The organism is Bacteroidota bacterium (genome assembly GCA_040388375.1).
Classification (GTDB): domain Bacteria; phylum Bacteroidota; class Bacteroidia; order UKL13-3; family UKL13-3; genus JAAFJM01.
Genome location: JAZKBU010000004.1, coordinates 261403 through 275266 on the forward strand (window position 1 = coordinate 261403; position 13864 = coordinate 275266).

Below are 13864 nucleotides of genomic sequence, written 5' to 3' on the forward strand. Positions count from 1 at the left end.
TTCCACAGTGTTTATTGTTGGTACAGTTTTTACACCTTGTTACTTATATATCCAAAGCAAAGAACGGTAAAGCCTTTGCTAAACACGATTCAAGAAACTTTATATCAAAAACTTTAATACTTAATAATATGATACCAGAACAACCATTTGAAAAACGCGAACACGGGCTTACCGGTTATGCAGCATTAGACTTTCACAAGCAGGAAGATTTTAATGTATTGGCAGCAAATATTACAGACTATAACCCCGACAGGTTTGATCCGGTTGCTTTGAAAATAATGGCCAGCGAATCAGGCATTATAGCTACGCTGTATGCGTTGGATAAATCGGCTCGTGAGAAAGATGGTTACCCGGATAATAAATTACCCGTGAAAAAATTTAAGCTTGAAATGGAGTGGAAACAGTTTATGGGTTATATCAAACATTTTGATTTGATTGTTTCGAACGAAGCCTACTCCATTGCGGATATGGTGGTGATTAATAAATAAGTTGGGGAATAATTACCTCAACTTTATTTTAAGCATTAAATCGTGTATTGTTTTCCCCATCGGGAAAAGGTATAAACCTTTACTCTTCAGGTTTTCTTTGAGTACGGTTATATTATTAGTGCCCGTTTCCAGAATGGCGTTGTTTAATTCTCTTGGGGTTATATCCCATTTCCTGGTCCAGTATTGAACATCGTTTGCTTCAAGCGGGTTAATGTAATAAGTGGGTTTCATTTGAAAGGTTTTTTGTATAAAAAGCAAATTCTGTTCCGAAGCGTTATTTTTGTAACTCAGTTACTTTTGCAACCTTGTTGTTTTTGTGTCGTTTAAAAAAGGTTGCTTTGTGTGGCATAATATCTCCTATTAAATAACCGTAAGGTTTTAAGTAAGGAATTCTGTCAAAAATAATTTTTATTACAGCTACCAGTGGAATGGATAAGAACATGCCTGATATGCCCCAGATACTTCCACCCACTATTACAATAATAACAGATACCAGGGCATTAATTTTAACGCGTGATGCTACCACTTTTGGAATAATAATATTGTTATCAATAAATTGAATACAGGCATACAACAGCAGTACAAAAAGCGCATAAGAAGGTTCTTTGGTTACAAGCGCAATGGCAACCGGGAAAACCATGGCTATAATAATTCCGATGTAAGGAATAATATTTAAGAGCGCGCCAATAATGGCCCACAGTATAGCGTAATCTATTCCCAATAATAAAAGCCCTACAGCATTCATCACGGCAACAATCAATGCTTCTATCATTAAACCTGTAAGATAATTTTGCATCACTGTTTTTGATTCTATAATAATATCTTTGGTCATGGCTTGTTTTTGCTCCGGAACTACTTTTTGAATAAAAGCAACAAACAAAGGTTCATAATACAGCATCATAACGGTATAAATAGGAAGTAATATGAGAAGTGCAAGCACACCTGTTAAAGTAGTTAAAGTAGTGCCGATATAAGTTTTGCTATCCTCCATAAAATCATTTTTTAAATCAGTAAGCCAATGCTGAATGTTTCCGGTTTTAATATGAAAAGTTTGTGAAAACCACTGAACACTTTTAGCGAGCAATGCTTCAATTTTTTTTTCAAGCTCGGGTAGCGACTCTGAAAAGGAAGCGAGCTGCAGCGATATAGAATATACCAAACCTGCAATTACTATAACTGCAAGCAACATGGTAATGGTCAGAGCTAAAACACGAGGTACTTTCCTGTCTTCAAAAAATACAACAATAGGGCTTAGCGAGATAGCAAAAAATGCAGCAAATATTAACGGAATAATAATATCCTGACCGATGTACATGATAAATGTAAAAAGGGTAACTGCAACAAGAATACAGGATATATTGAATAGTTTTGGTTTAGGCGCTTCCATAGGTTTAAGGTAATTTATATTGTAGAGTAGGAGGTAAAATAAAAATCCGCTGCAGAGGCGGATTTTTATTACAACAAAATAGAGTAGATAGATTATCTGTCTCTGTGTGTAGGTGAAGATTTTGAAGGATTTTTAGTTGAAGCGTTTTTGTCAACTTTAGAATCAACTTCTGCATCTTTTTTCAAACCTGACTCATTTTTAGTATTCAAGTTTTTAGATTGACCTGAAACATCTCTGTCGTTTTGTTTACGTTGGTCGTCTTTTTGATTTGGTTTTTGCGTTTGCATAATTCTTTTTATTAAAGGTTGTGTTTAAACTTAAAGCAAAAGCATGCCATTTTTTAAAAGAACAACTTACTATCCTCCAGTTCCCTTTATTAATGGGCTTTTATACCTTTTCTAAGTATTATTAATCAATATACAGTAACTATTTTATGTGGCATTTTATCCCGCATTTGTAATTTCATTCGGGAAATTTTTTCCATATATTTTATTAAAGCCATTTATATTGTTTACACTGCATTAGCCTGTAAGTATTCAAACAACTATTCAGAGCCCGTATAAAGCACAAAAAGCACATAATATTATATTGTCTGCTTTTGTGAGTGGCCTGAAGTGCTAATGATACAAGGTGTAAACCTGTACCTACGGTTATCAGGTATCTATATGTTTTGAATCAGGGCCGTCTTGGTCCATTTTTTTATTGATTTCTTTAACGTTTACAATAAACTTACCGGTATCGCCATCTGAATACATACCATAAGCATTGATTAGTAAACCTTTTTGGCCATCCTCCGTTTGGAGCGCATATAATATAGCATTATCGCTTGGATCGCTATCGCCTTCAAAGCGATAAAAGTTTACAATTTTAACATCGTCCGAAGTATAGCGCTGTCCTGAGTCAGCAGATTCTAATAAATTGCCTTTAACAGTATACTCTTCTTTAAAACCGTCTCCTTTTAGCTTATTCATGCATGAAGAGAGGGTTTTCATCTCAGTTTTTTCTGTGTTTTCCATGTTAGTTTTTTCCATAACATATTACAAAACCATGCCAACGCCCTTTTTATTCGTTTTGCTTGGGCTCCCAAACAAAAAGTGTGGCAAAGAATTCCCACATGAGTAAAAAATCACCACATATCCTATTTACCCATTTATCTTTAATAATTGTTGAATAAGTAGCAATGGCGGTATTCTTCACCGTTTGTATAAATGAGGGTACGATTTTGAAAGAGTAGAAGTACAAATTAAAAATAATCAATTATGAAAACAATCGTACTTAAAACAAAACAGGCAGTGCAGCATGTGAAAAATATTTCTCTTCTTATCATTGCAATTAGTGTAACATTTTCTTTAAACGCTCAAACATGGGGAACTCAAAGTTCTTTAATTACCGATGATATCAACGGGCTTACTTTTTCTAAATCGGTTAATACCGGATTTGCCGTTGCTTCAGGTGGAAGAATTATTAAAACAACCAACAGTGGAAACACTTGGGTTTTACAAAACTCAGGAACAGTAAATAACCTTTCGGCTGTTAGCTTCTCTAACAATATTATTGATACAGGTTATATTGTAGGTGATAGCGGTCTTGTATTGATGACCATTAATGGCGGGTCAAGCTGGTCAATGATTCCAAGCGGAACCACTGCTCAATTAAATGATATCTCTATAAAAAACGGAGAAGGCTTTATAGTTGGTGATGGCGGAGTAATTTTACGTGTTTCAGGAACAAGTATTACCCCACTTACTTCAAATACAACCAACAATTTGTACAGTGTGTTTATGATGAACAGCACCAGCGCAGTAGTAGCAGGAGGAGGCGTTCTTACAGCCACTTTACTTATTACCTACAACTCAGGAACCGTATGGACTCCTGTTTCAACCGGAGCCAGCTCACAATTAAATGATGTGTTTTTTATAAACGATTCAACTGCTTATGTAGTTGGAAACATTGGAACCATTCTTAAAACAACTAACTATGGTGCTAATTGGACCACTCAAACAGGAGGAGGATTAAATAACTTAAATGCAGCTTATTTTGTAAGTAAAGACAGCGGTTATATAGCAGGTGCAGCAGGTACTCTTTTAAGAACTATAAATGGAGGAACCACATGGACAACTGCCGTAAGCGGAACTACCAACGAGTTAAAAGATATTGCTTTTACAGATCAGTACAGAGGTTATGCAGCCGGTGTTGCCGGAACAGTTATCAGAACTTGCCCTACCGTAATGTTTGATGCTTCGCCTAACGACAGTATCTGTATTCATAGCTCTGCAAACTTTACCAATCAAAGTAAAAATGCTACCAGCTATATATGGTTACAAGATGGAGATACTGTTAGTTTAAATACAGATTATAGCTATCAGTTTGACACAGTAGGAAACTATTCTATCAGATTGATTGCAGATAACGGAACTTGCCAAAGCAGTTTAACACAAGTTGTAAATGTAGGAGCAGCACCAGTAGTTAATTTAGGTAATGATACAACTATTTGCTCTACCTGTACTATTACCTTGAATGCAGGTAATGTGGGTTCAACCTATAAATGGTTCAGAGATGGTGTTGCTACTGGAGTTGTTTCAAGAACAAATACAGTTGGTGTTGCCGGTACTTATAGAGTTGACGTAGAAAACGCCAATGGTTGCGTTACGTCAGATTCAATAAAAGTAAGCCTTTCTACAGGAGTAGAAACACTTTCAGGAAACCTAGTGGATTTGGTTATCTATCCTAATCCTAATAACAAAGTATTTGCCCTTGACTTTTCAGTTAAACAAAAACAAGAAACTGTAATTACCATTACCAATATTATTGGTGATGTAGTTTATTCTGAATACATAGCCCAAGCGGGTAAATATGCTAATAAAATTTCTTTGGAAGCATTTTCATCAGGTGTTTATTTTGTAAACATTAAAAGTGGTGATAGCAGCCAAACAATGAAAGTAGTTACCTTTTAAGGTATACCAAATTCAATAATTTAGGAGGGCGTAACAGGTAAAACTGTTACGCCCTCTTTGCATTTCGTATAAATAAAACCACTGCTTATATAAACAAAATGTTTGTACAGGCTTGGTTTTTAATTATATTTCGCTATTATTGAGTGAAATATAAATTACCTCTATAAATTTAAGATGAGCCCTGTTCAAAAAAATATTATTAAGAAATTAATAATTGCAGATGATGATCATGACGACCAGATTCTGTTAAAAGAAGCTCTGGAAGACTTTGAAAATCCCCCAGCCACCCAAATGGTTTCAGATGGATGCCAACTAATCAAGGTACTTGAAAATTCACCACTTCCGAGTCTTGTTTTAATGGATTTAAATATGCCTAATAAAAACGGAATTGAATGTTTACTTGAAATCCGTTCCAATACTAAATTCGACAGGCTTCCTATAGTAGTATTATCTACTTCAAAAGATCCGCATGATATAGAAGCGTGTTATAACAGTGGAGCAAATCTTTTCTTTTCTAAGCCTTATACGTTTAAAGAACTTAAAACATTGGTACACTCCGTACTAAATGTAGACTGGCAATCATTTGTTGGACACAGGCTTAACAGGCAGGAATTTATAGGCATAGCTTTAAAAGGACAATTTCCTTCCCATCTTCTTGTAACAGCTTAATTCTTTCAGTAGGTAGTTAAAGGACGGAGAGTTATTGATAGCTCAAGCAGCATATCAATACATTGCTGTGCAATACCCTTTAATAACATCTTACACTAAATCGGAGCCACTTTATTTCTGCAACCTGTTTACTAATTGGGTGGTATAATTCTTGAATTACTTTCTGCTGAAAACTTAATAGTATGAAAGCAGGAAATGACGACTTCTCATCAGACAAAATGAGTATTGATGAGACCACAAAAGAAAATATCCAAAAATATATAGACCAAGGTGAGGGTGCTATTGACAGGCGGGTTCGTGAACTTGATAACAAATGGGATATGGAAAAAACAATTCGTTTTAATATATCAGTATTAGCTCTTGCAGGTGTTTTGTTTGGCACTTTTAAAAAAAGAAGATGGTCCGTTTTATCGGTAGCCATTACTGCTTTTATTGCACAACACCTTATTTCAAAATGGTGTCCTTCGCTCCCTTTATTAAAAAAACTCGGTATGCAAACGCATAAGGAAATTGAGCGAGAAAAGTATGCATTAAAAGCTTTGCGTGGAGATTTTAAAAGTATTAAAAGTAACGTTGATAAAGCATGGGAAGCAGTTAACAAAGAAAAAATGCGCAAAACGATTGGCTTTATGAAAGGTGATGATTATAAACCCGAATAATTGTTTTTAATAATTGTAGAATAAAGTTCTCATAACTACTTTATTTATTCCACACTAAAATGCTATAGTGCCTGATACAGTAGGTTTTTTATTTGGCACTGTTTTTCTATTGATGTTTACATTATTAAAACAATATTTATGAAAACAGTACTAACATACTTATTCCTTGCAGCTATATGTATTCAGGCAAATGCGCAGGATGACAAACGCGGATATTTAACTCTTGGATTTGGTCCATCTATTCCTTTTTCAGATTTCTCAAGCACCAGTACAGGAAACGATGATGCCGGCTATGCAATGGCAGGAGGTAATTTAAATATAACTTTTGCATACAGGCTTGGTAACAATCTAGGCCTTACAGCAATGCTTACTGGTACAAGTAATGTAGTTGATGAAGATGCAATCGCAGCAGATTTCAATGAAAATTATCCGGGTGCCACTTGGACTATTGGTGCAGACCGATGGAGAATTGGTGGATTAATGGTTGGTGGCTTTGCCACATTTCCGGCCAGCGAAAATTTATCATTTGATGTACGCTTATTAGGTGGCGTACTAAATTCTACTATGCCTCAAATAAGGGCAACTGCTGTATCCGGTATTGCCGGTGCAACAGCCACACGCGAAGAGAAAACAGCAGCAGCACCTACCTTCGATTTAGGTTTTATGTTTCGCTATAAAGTCGGAGGCTCGTTATGTTTATTAGCCGGAGCCGATTTTATCGGAGCTAATCCTACATTTAATGATGTAAAAACTACTACTTCTTTTGGATCCTCATCTACTGCTGATATCGATCAGAGTTATAGCACAATGAACATTAATATTGGAATTGGTATTTTATTAAAATAAAGCATTCCTAAATAAAATTTATAATCTAACTATCATGGCAGACACTAAAAATATGAACCGTTCCGATGCAATCAAAAAAATAAAAGATGTAGCAGAAGATATTAGTATATGTATGTTTTGCACACATACCGAGGGAATACCTTTTGAAACAAGACCAATGGGAACGCGAAAAGTAGACGAAGATGGGAGTATCTGGTTTCTAAGCTCGGATAATTTTTCTAAAAAAATAGAAAATATGCATGACGATAAAGTGCAGCTTATTTATTCAAAACCTTCACAAACCTATTTCTTAAGCATATTTGGGCACGCGGAAGTAATAAAGGATTTTCTCAAAATAGAAAAGCTTGGTAACAATTTAATTAAAGCATTGCTTCCCGAGGAGAAAAGAAATCCCAACCTTACGTTTATAAGAATTACACCTGAGCATGCAAATTTTTGGGATACAAAAAACGGAAAAATGCTTTCGCTGTTGTAAACAAAAAATGCTTTCGTTTAATAAACCTTGTTTATGGATACATTAACTGCAAAACCCACTCTTAGAATGGCTGTGTTTTTAGCTATAATACTCAATGTATTTTTCAACCTGTTTTATAATAAGCTATTTTCTGAACTCCTGACCATTCAGGAAGTATCACAATTGCATTATAACTTCTTTACTCCGGCACCATATACCTTTATAATTTGGGGTGTTATTTACATAACTTTTATTGATTATGGCTTTTACCAATTGCTTGCCGCACAAAGAAATTTAGCAGTATTAAACCTATTGGCTTGGCCAATGATTATTGCCAATATATTGTGTTCAGTATGGCTTGTTTTATTTGCTTCTAATCAAATTACCGGAAGCTTAGTGCTTATCATTATGATTCTGGTTTGTGCTATGTTTTTGTTTTTCATAGCAGAAAAATACCGGGCTTCATATACGTGGTTTCTTTTTCCCTTTAGTCTTTTCTTTGGTTGGATATCAGTTGCTACTATTGCAAATTTTTCAACCTGGTTAGCAGCAATGAATTGGGACGGGGGCACGCTAGGCCTTTCTACTTGGACAATAATAATGATGGTACTTGCTGTTGTGGCAGCACTTGTAATAAGCATCCGTTTTAAAAACTGGGTGTATCCATTGGTAATTACTTGGGCTATTACTGGTATATCAATAGCTAACATTTCTATCAATCCTATTGTATCCTATTCAGCAGTTCTATTAGTTGTTATATTATTGGCTTGGCTTGTTGCCTATTTTAGTTTAGAGGCATTCAGAAAAAGCAATATCACATAAGAACAACATACTATAATAAATCAAAAGTTTTATTAGTGCTTACTTTACTTAAAAAGAGTAAGGAGGAGTAAGGTTTACATGAGTTACTTATTCTATAAAACAAGCACAACAATTGAAGCAAAAACGCTTCGGTAAACTTTACTCCTCCTTTATATATATATACTTTATAAGAGAATTGATACTTAAACTATATAAAAAACATGCCAATCGTTTTTTGCAATATTTTTGGGTATTCTTTACAAAGGAATGTGTATTATTTTCCTCTGCTGTGGGATAAATTCAACACAAGCTAAGCTGATATATGGGGAATAAGCACTCTTTACCCGATGGCATATTAGTTGTATTTCTGTAGGTATATATAAACCTTAATTCAAACAATTATGAGCACAATAACAGATAAAGCAGTAAGGGTTATTAAAGACCTTATTATCATAAACAACGATAGATATGAAGGTTATAACACTGCAGCTACAGAAACAAACGACTTGGACTTGAAAACAATGTTTGAGCGTTTCAGTAATCAAAGCAATCAGTTTAACTCGGAACTACGCAGTTTTATTCCCAGAGAAGAATCACCAGATGGAGAAACAACAACTTCGGGAAAGTTATATCGTGTATGGATGGACGTTCGTGCAGCGATTACTGCTAATGACAGAAAAGCGGTTCTCTCTTCATGTGAATTTGGCGAAGATGTAGCATTGGCTTCTTACAAATCAGCACTGAAGGAAGAAGAACTGTCGGAAGATATTATAGATACTATTTCAAAACATAAGAATGCATTGCAAGAAGCACACAATACTGTGAAAGCAATGAGAGATAGTGCTTAGCAATATTCCTTACTAAAACGTAAAAGGTTACAGAATATATTTCTGCCACCTTTTTTATGTTAAAAATGAAATAATAAACTCTGATCCTTTTTGTTCAGAGCTTACCTCTATTTTTCCCTTATGTCCTAAAATAATATTTTGGGCAGATGCCAGACCAAGTCCCGATCCTTTTTCTTTAGAAGTAAAAAAAGGCTCAAATAATTTGTCCATGATTTCAGGAGGAATACCCGTCCCGTTATCTTTTATCCGCACCCTTATATGATTAGGTAGCTTTTCTGTTTTTATGGTAATGGTTGCTTCCGGGTTTTCTTCTAAAACCTCAATGGCATTGATAATAATATTTACGAAAGCAATTTTTAATTTCTCTGCATCAACAGGAAGCTGAATAACAGGATGTGAATATTCTTCAATAATTTTAACCGATTGCAGGCTCAATCTATCTTCCACCAGTTTTAACGTATCCTTTACAATGTCTATCAGGTTGCATTCTTCTAATACTATATCGCCAAACCTTGTGGAATCCATTAAGTTTACAACCAATTGGTTAATGCGTTTACTGTTTCTTGTAATAATTTCCAGATACGAGTTAAACTCTTCGTTTTCCGGAAGAAGTTCTTTCATTTGTTCTGCACATAATAAAATATTGGTAAGCGGATTTTTTACTTCGTGCGCTATCATTCTTGCTATTCTATCCGTACTTACAATTTTGTTAATGGTGTTCTGGTAGTTTTCATTCTCTTTGATGATACGCGTATTATTAGCGCTTTCAATGGTATACCTTACTGCTCTTTCAATGGTTGATGCATCAAAAGTACCTTTAACAAGATAATCCGAAGCGCCCAGTTTCATGGCCTCCATATCAATGCTTGTACTGCCTTTACCGGTAAGTAATATAACAGGTATAAAAGCATCTTTTTCCTTTACTCTTTTCAATACTTCAATACCACTCGTAGTGCCCAGTAAATAATCTGTAATTACTAAATCAAAAGTACCTTCACTAATGTGCGTAAGAAAATTATTATAGTTAACGGCCCAGGTAATTTCATAAGGTAAAAAAGTATCCGACAAGTAATCTTTGATAATCATGTAATCATCTTCATCATCCTCAACCAGCAATATTTTTATTAGTTCTTTCGCATCCATGCTATACAATGTTTGTTTTTGGCAAATACACATTAAACTCCGAACCCTTACCTACTTCGCTGTTTACAGTTATATATCCCTGGTGGTTTTCTACAATTTTTTTGCAAATACTTAATCCTATTCCTGTTCCTTCATACTCGCTTCGTCCATGTAAGCGTTGAAAAATAATAAATATTTTCTCACTAAACTCTTCGCTGAAACCTATCCCATTATCACGAATGGTAATTTTATAGTAAATGGAGTAATCAGGCATTCCTGGTAATTCCTGTCTGCTTTTTTCATCGGCAATTGTGCAAAATATTTCTATTATCGGTATCTTACTTGATTCAGTAAATTTGATTGCATTGCTTATCAGGTTTTGGAATAGTCTTACCAGTTGTGTTTGATCGCCATATATGTCAGGAAGCCCATTGTGCTGAATTATTTTTGCATGACTTTTTTTAATCTGAACCTCCAGATTCTCTTTCGTCATATCCATTACTTTTTTGAGCGAAACCGGAACCATTTCTATATCTCCTTTGGTAATCCTCGAAAAATTTAACAAATCATCAATCAATATGCGCATTCTTTCAGCAGCATGAATAGTTCTGCCTAAATAATCTTTTACCGAAGGATCAATAATGGAAGAAAACTTATGTGCAATACGCTCATTAAAAGTAATAATTTTTCGTAATGGTTCCTGCAAATCGTGTGAGGCTATGTATGCAAACTGTTCCAATTCTTTATTGCTTGCATCCAGCTTATTTACTTTATCCCTCAACATTTTTTGAGAGAGCAATAATTCCTGCTCTATTTTAGATTTTAGTTTGTATTCCTGTATTAAGATTAAGGAGGCCGAAAAAATAAAAATACTTGAAAGTATAATGGAAATAATAATTGCCATTGTTGTTTTATCATCTAAAAGTCTGGATTGTACCAGTCGCTGTTTCATCAGTACTTCCTCTACCTCTTTCATCTGCCTTATTTTTGATAGGATTTCCGTCATCATCAACTTCCCCACCATTAAATTTTCTGTTTGGGCGTTTACTAAGTTCTGTTCCAGTGTTTTTAGCCTTTTGTCAATGAGGCTGCGTAAATTCTGAGCATTGATTAATTGTTGGTTATAATCACAAACCAACATTTCCAACTGGCGTACATATAAATGGAGTTCTGTATTAAGTCTTTCATAAGGTTCCAAAAAAGCCTTTTCCTTAGTAATAATGTATCCGCGTTGTGCACTCTCCAATTCGTTTGTACGTGAATAAATCTGCTCTAGCTTAACAATAACTTCAGCCGAGTGTGTTACGCTTTGAAAAGCCTTTTGGTTTCGCTTATTGATATAAAATACAAAATAGAGAATAACGAATAAAATGGTAACTGAAACAGTTAAACTGAATTTGACTTGTTGAAGTTTTTTAAGTTTTAACATCTTTAGTTGATTAATAGCAGTAACATACTAATTCTTTTTCTTACGAAATATACCTAAAATAAATTTCTTCTCAGGTTGTTTAACGTTATAAATATTAACAGTGTGGTCAATAGACGGTTTCAATGCTTCGATAAAAGCATTTTTGAGTATAGATATAATGGCATCCCAGACTTGTACTTCAGGTTTTGTAAATTTTCCTTCAACAGGAATTTTTGTAGCAAACACTTCTTTAGGTTGGTTCTGAAGAATTTCTGCAGTACTTCCAACAAATGCTTCCCATGCTATTTGTAAAACGCCTCCTTCTTCTTTGTTAAACTGAACAATATCCAGGTCTTTGATTAAAGGTTTTACATATCCTTTAAAGCCATTGTCTTTAGCAGCAAACTCCGTATAAACAGACATGTTTCCTTGTTTAAGGTCAAAGTTTGCATAGGCAGTAAAAAACGGATTAAAGTTAACCAGATTTGTTTTGGTTAACGTTCCATCCAAATCAAAAGTAGGAACTTTGTTTAATGGATCTAGCCTTACATGTATATCCATATTACCGTTATATAAGTTTCCACTCATATCAATAGAAGCAGGTAATTGATTTTTTTGTTGCGATTCATTGGTGAGTCCTATACCTAAAATATGTACTTGGGTAAGCGGAATATCTACCAACGGTTTACTGTTTATATCTACATAATGAATCTGGCCTTTTTCAACCAAAAAACGATTGATACGTAAGGGCATAAAATCCTTTAGCAAGTTTATAAAATTAGTAGTGTCTTTATCAGCTTTTTTACCAATGGTTTTATTTAAAGTATATTTAATAATTGGTCCCTCAAACTCTACTTCTCCTACAATTTTCTGTTTAAAAAGGGCTTTCCACTCAACAGAAAGATCAATTCTGGAGCAGCTAAAAAAATCAATGCGCTCTTTTCTCGAAGGGTCTATTTTGTCAATATAAATATCTTTCATAACATAGGCACCCCTATACAAAGCTATGTCTATATCTTGTATATGGCCATAATATCCATCCAACCGGGCTAATTTCTTATTGGCAAAATGCAATACTATATATGGCAAAGCAATGCGTACCAATACCAATAAAACGAGTACTCCCAAAAATATTTTGAGCGTAATTTTCTTCTTACGTGTTTTTTGTTCCCACATAACTTTTATTTTTTATTCCTTCTATGGGTAACAATCATGCCATATCAAAAGCAGGAATGTTTTTTGTAAATAATAGGTATGAAATTAAAAGAAAATACGCTTACTTTTTTTAAACTGATGAAGACTGTTGTGGTCGAATCAATAGACGATAATATTCTGAAACTTTCAGCAGCACTGGCCTATTACACCATATTTTCTTTGGTTCCTATGTTAATCATTATCATTTGGATTTCAGGAATATTTTATGACCCCTCGCTGGTTCAGGGAGAAGTACTTACACGCATGAACCAGCTATTAGGTCCGGAAGCTGTTAAGCAAATACAGGAAGTAATAATAAATACAAAATTTGATCAGGGTTCCGCTTGGGCAAAGACCTTAAGCATTGTAACACTTATTCTTACAGCTACAGGTATTTTTACAGAAATTCAGGATTCCATCAACACCATTTGGGGATTGAAAGCAAAGCCCAATAAAGGATTTCTTAAATTAATTTTTAACAGGCTCACATCATTCTCATTGCTTATTTCAGTAGGTTTTGTGTTGATAGTGTCCTTGCTTATCAATGCTTTAATTTCCGAGTTTACCAATAGAGTACAATACTATTTTCCTGATATTCCCGTAGTCCTTTTTTATATAATCAATCAGGTTATAATCTTTTCCGTGTTAACCTTTTTGTTTGGTACTATTTTCAAAGTATTACCCGATGCAAAAATTAGGTGGAAAGATGTATTAGGAGGGGCTATTATTACTTCCATTTTTTTTATGGGAGGCAAATATTTAATCGGATTTTATTTAGAAGAAAATGCAACAATAACAGCATATGGTTCAGCAGGATCCGTTATTGTTATTCTTTTATGGGTTTATTTTTCAGCAGTCATTTTATTCTTTGGAGCAGAGTTTACACAGGTGTATCTTAAACTAAAAGGCCAAAATATTGAGCCCGATAAATATGCTATTTGGGTAAATGAAACGGCCATTCCAATCAGTTCCAATACAGAAGTGGCTAAGGAAAAAATTCCCCACTAATTGTGGAAGTATTTCCACAAATTTTA

At 34.5% G+C, this 13864-nt stretch carries 16 protein-coding genes; 9 read left to right on the top strand and 7 right to left on the bottom strand.

Annotated elements, in window-relative coordinates; all coding sequences use genetic code 11:
- Positions 1–128: 128 nt before the first annotated feature.
- Positions 129–488, top strand: coding sequence for a hypothetical protein (locus V4538_06885; GenBank protein MES2380747.1), 360 nt, complete (start codon positions 129–131; stop codon positions 486–488).
- A 12-nt stretch (positions 489–500) separates the two neighbouring features.
- Here V4538_06885 and V4538_06890 read toward each other — a convergent pair whose 3' ends face one another.
- The 4 genes from V4538_06890 to V4538_06905 form a co-directional block, all read right to left on the bottom strand.
- Positions 501–719: a DUF3606 domain-containing protein gene (locus tag V4538_06890; protein MES2380748.1), complete on the bottom strand. Its 219-nt coding sequence runs from the start codon at positions 717–719 to the stop codon at positions 501–503.
- A gap of 43 nt (positions 720–762) precedes the next feature.
- Positions 763–1875 carry an AI-2E family transporter gene (locus V4538_06895; protein ID MES2380749.1) on the bottom strand — a complete coding sequence of 371 codons (1113 nt, stop codon included), beginning with the start codon at positions 1873–1875 and terminating at the stop codon, positions 763–765.
- 92 nt (positions 1876–1967) lie between these two features.
- On the bottom strand, positions 1968–2162 hold the full coding sequence (locus V4538_06900; protein MES2380750.1) for a hypothetical protein: 195 nt from the start codon (positions 2160–2162) through the stop codon (positions 1968–1970).
- Between the two features lie 366 nt (positions 2163–2528).
- Positions 2529–2891 carry a hypothetical protein gene (locus V4538_06905; GenBank protein ID MES2380751.1) on the bottom strand — a complete coding sequence of 121 codons (363 nt, stop codon included), beginning with the start codon at positions 2889–2891 and terminating at the stop codon, positions 2529–2531.
- Between the two features lie 243 nt (positions 2892–3134).
- On the opposite strand from V4538_06905, the gene V4538_06910 reads away from it, so the two are divergent.
- From V4538_06910 to V4538_06940, 7 genes are all read left to right on the top strand, one after another.
- Positions 3135–4829, top strand: a complete 1695-nt coding sequence (locus tag V4538_06910) for a YCF48-related protein (protein MES2380752.1) — start codon at positions 3135–3137, stop codon at positions 4827–4829.
- Positions 4830–5003: 174 nt separating this feature from the next.
- Positions 5004–5498, top strand: coding sequence for a response regulator (locus V4538_06915; GenBank protein MES2380753.1), 495 nt, complete (start codon positions 5004–5006; stop codon positions 5496–5498).
- Positions 5499–5680: 182 nt separating this feature from the next.
- Complete coding sequence (locus V4538_06920; GenBank protein ID MES2380754.1) at positions 5681–6157, top strand: hypothetical protein; 477 nt, start codon at positions 5681–5683, stop codon at positions 6155–6157.
- A gap of 138 nt (positions 6158–6295) precedes the next feature.
- The gene (locus tag V4538_06925) at positions 6296–7003 is read left to right on the top strand and encodes a hypothetical protein (GenBank protein MES2380755.1); all 708 of its coding nucleotides are present in this window, start codon (positions 6296–6298) and stop codon (positions 7001–7003) included.
- Between the two features lie 34 nt (positions 7004–7037).
- On the top strand, positions 7038–7478 hold the full coding sequence (locus tag V4538_06930; GenBank protein ID MES2380756.1) for a pyridoxamine 5'-phosphate oxidase family protein: 441 nt from the start codon (positions 7038–7040) through the stop codon (positions 7476–7478).
- 33 nt (positions 7479–7511) lie between these two features.
- Positions 7512–8279 carry a hypothetical protein gene (locus V4538_06935; protein ID MES2380757.1) on the top strand — a complete coding sequence of 256 codons (768 nt, stop codon included), beginning with the start codon at positions 7512–7514 and terminating at the stop codon, positions 8277–8279.
- A gap of 380 nt (positions 8280–8659) precedes the next feature.
- Positions 8660–9106 (top strand): PA2169 family four-helix-bundle protein, encoded by a 447-nt coding sequence (locus tag V4538_06940; protein ID MES2380758.1) that lies wholly within the window; start codon positions 8660–8662, stop codon positions 9104–9106.
- 54 nt (positions 9107–9160) lie between these two features.
- Here V4538_06940 and V4538_06945 read toward each other — a convergent pair whose 3' ends face one another.
- From V4538_06945 to V4538_06955, 3 genes are read right to left on the bottom strand one after another with little or no spacing between them, the layout of a single operon-like run.
- Positions 9161–10249 (bottom strand): hybrid sensor histidine kinase/response regulator, encoded by a 1089-nt coding sequence (locus V4538_06945; protein MES2380759.1) that lies wholly within the window; start codon positions 10247–10249, stop codon positions 9161–9163.
- Position 10250: 1 nt separating this feature from the next.
- Positions 10251–11657: an ATP-binding protein gene (locus V4538_06950; protein MES2380760.1), complete on the bottom strand. Its 1407-nt coding sequence runs from the start codon at positions 11655–11657 to the stop codon at positions 10251–10253.
- A gap of 27 nt (positions 11658–11684) precedes the next feature.
- Positions 11685–12812, bottom strand: a complete 1128-nt coding sequence (locus tag V4538_06955; protein ID MES2380761.1) for a DUF748 domain-containing protein — start codon at positions 12810–12812, stop codon at positions 11685–11687.
- 78 nt (positions 12813–12890) lie between these two features.
- On the opposite strand from V4538_06955, the gene V4538_06960 reads away from it, so the two are divergent.
- Positions 12891–13838: a YihY/virulence factor BrkB family protein gene (locus tag V4538_06960; protein MES2380762.1), complete on the top strand. Its 948-nt coding sequence runs from the start codon at positions 12891–12893 to the stop codon at positions 13836–13838.
- Positions 13839–13864: the final 26 nt, after the last annotated feature.

Excerpts from the sequence above, each read along its gene's own strand:
- V4538_06885 (MES2380747.1), top strand. The coding sequence starts at position 129 with ATGATACCAGAACAACCATTTGAAAAACGCGAACACGGGCTTACCGGT.
- V4538_06925 (MES2380755.1), top strand. The coding sequence starts at position 6,296 with ATGAAAACAGTACTAACATACTTATTCCTTGCAGCTATATGTATTCAG.
- V4538_06915 (MES2380753.1), top strand. The coding sequence starts at position 5,004 with ATGAGCCCTGTTCAAAAAAATATTATTAAGAAATTAATAATTGCAGAT.
- V4538_06900 (MES2380750.1), bottom strand. The coding sequence starts at position 2,162 with ATGCAAACGCAAAAACCAAATCAAAAAGACGACCAACGTAAACAAAAC.
- V4538_06945 (MES2380759.1), bottom strand. The coding sequence starts at position 10,249 with ATGGATGCGAAAGAACTAATAAAAATATTGCTGGTTGAGGATGATGAA.
- V4538_06905 (MES2380751.1), bottom strand. The coding sequence starts at position 2,891 with ATGGAAAACACAGAAAAAACTGAGATGAAAACCCTCTCTTCATGCATG.
- V4538_06930 (MES2380756.1), top strand. The coding sequence starts at position 7,038 with ATGGCAGACACTAAAAATATGAACCGTTCCGATGCAATCAAAAAAATA.
- V4538_06910 (MES2380752.1), top strand. The coding sequence starts at position 3,135 with ATGAAAACAATCGTACTTAAAACAAAACAGGCAGTGCAGCATGTGAAA.
- V4538_06935 (MES2380757.1), top strand. The coding sequence starts at position 7,512 with ATGGATACATTAACTGCAAAACCCACTCTTAGAATGGCTGTGTTTTTA.
- V4538_06895 (MES2380749.1), bottom strand. The coding sequence starts at position 1,875 with ATGGAAGCGCCTAAACCAAAACTATTCAATATATCCTGTATTCTTGTT.
- V4538_06960 (MES2380762.1), top strand. The coding sequence starts at position 12,891 with ATGAAATTAAAAGAAAATACGCTTACTTTTTTTAAACTGATGAAGACT.
- V4538_06950 (MES2380760.1), bottom strand. The coding sequence starts at position 11,657 with ATGTTAAAACTTAAAAAACTTCAACAAGTCAAATTCAGTTTAACTGTT.
- V4538_06920 (MES2380754.1), top strand. The coding sequence starts at position 5,681 with ATGAAAGCAGGAAATGACGACTTCTCATCAGACAAAATGAGTATTGAT.
- V4538_06890 (MES2380748.1), bottom strand. The coding sequence starts at position 719 with ATGAAACCCACTTATTACATTAACCCGCTTGAAGCAAACGATGTTCAA.
- V4538_06940 (MES2380758.1), top strand. The coding sequence starts at position 8,660 with ATGAGCACAATAACAGATAAAGCAGTAAGGGTTATTAAAGACCTTATT.
- V4538_06955 (MES2380761.1), bottom strand. The coding sequence starts at position 12,812 with ATGTGGGAACAAAAAACACGTAAGAAGAAAATTACGCTCAAAATATTT.